We start from the raw sequence: 526 nt of genomic DNA, 5'->3' as shown, positions 1-526 counted from the left end.
AAATTTCAAAGGATGGCGGCAACACTTTTGGAAATATCAAGTTCAAGAACCTTGGAGAGGTTGGGCAGTATGCGAAACGTGTTCGTTTCTTCAATCTTGGGCGAATTCGCCTTGGCGTGGTTCGTGTTACATTCTCAAATCCTACGGATTTTGTGATGAGCAGCTGCAATATGATTGCTGAAAGTGAGGCATGATGCGCAGTTCGCAAATAAACCAAAATTCGCAGTTTACGGATATTCTTGGACTTCTTACCGGAACGTGGAACGCTGAAACGAAAAACGGATGGAATGTAATTCGTACTCCGCTTTTCTTCGCTTGCAAGGGAACCTTTAAGGCTGGCCAAGTTATGCTGCCGTACGCATTTACAAACACAATGATTTGCACGTGTGCTGGCGACCCAGAATCCTTCAACATCGCTATCAAGGCAGGGGCGCAAAGTTTCTCACTTGAAGAAAATGCAGTGTGCCAAATTATAGCTTTCGGCTCGGATGCAAACGTAAAAAGTATATAGTGTATCTTGTGATTG

General features: G+C 44.1%; 1 protein-coding gene. It reads left to right on the top strand.

Translation table 11 applies throughout. The features are described 5' to 3' along the window. A partial coding sequence (locus Q7C21_RS22980; protein ID WP_375151234.1) for a hypothetical protein occupies nucleotides 1-194 on the top strand: 194 nt, incomplete at its 5' end. Nucleotides 195-526 lie beyond the last annotated feature (332 nt).

It is taken from the genome of Pantoea sp. ANP04, from assembly GCF_041982285.1.
GTDB classification, from domain to species: domain Bacteria; phylum Pseudomonadota; class Gammaproteobacteria; order Enterobacterales; family Enterobacteriaceae; genus Pantoea; species Pantoea eucalypti.
This window is presented reverse-complemented; position numbering and strand designations above follow the sequence as displayed.